The sequence below is a fragment of the Acinetobacter johnsonii genome, assembly GCF_048551975.1.
Classification (GTDB): domain Bacteria; phylum Pseudomonadota; class Gammaproteobacteria; order Pseudomonadales; family Moraxellaceae; genus Acinetobacter; species Acinetobacter johnsonii_A.
In genome coordinates this window covers 1-305 of sequence record NZ_JBIMCF010000141.1, presented here as the reverse complement: position 1 = coordinate 305, position 305 = coordinate 1, and the positions used below count along the sequence as shown (strand labels likewise).

General features: G+C 45.2%; 1 pseudogene. It reads left to right on the top strand.

Annotated features, from left to right (window positions below):
* A pseudogene (locus tag ACG9ZB_RS16975) lies at nt 1-305 on the top strand (DNA topoisomerase I subunit omega); the annotation flags it as partial.

Here is a 305-nt window from a genome sequence, read left to right as displayed (position 1 = left end):
GGCTATAGCTTACCGCCGAAAGAGCGTTGTAAAGGCACGATAAACTTAACGCCAGTTGAATCACTTGCTGCACTTTCTGATGATTACGCAGCAGAAACGGCAGATTTGATGTCGAAAAAACGCTGTCCAATCTGTGAAACTGCGATGGACAGCTATGTGATCGATGGTGGTCGTAAGCTACATGTCGGTTGTAATAACCCAGACTGTGCTGGTTTTGAACTTGAAGAAGGTGAGTTCAAGATCAATGGTTATGATGGCCCAACCATTCCATGTGATAAGTGTGATGGGGAAATGCAGCTGAAGAC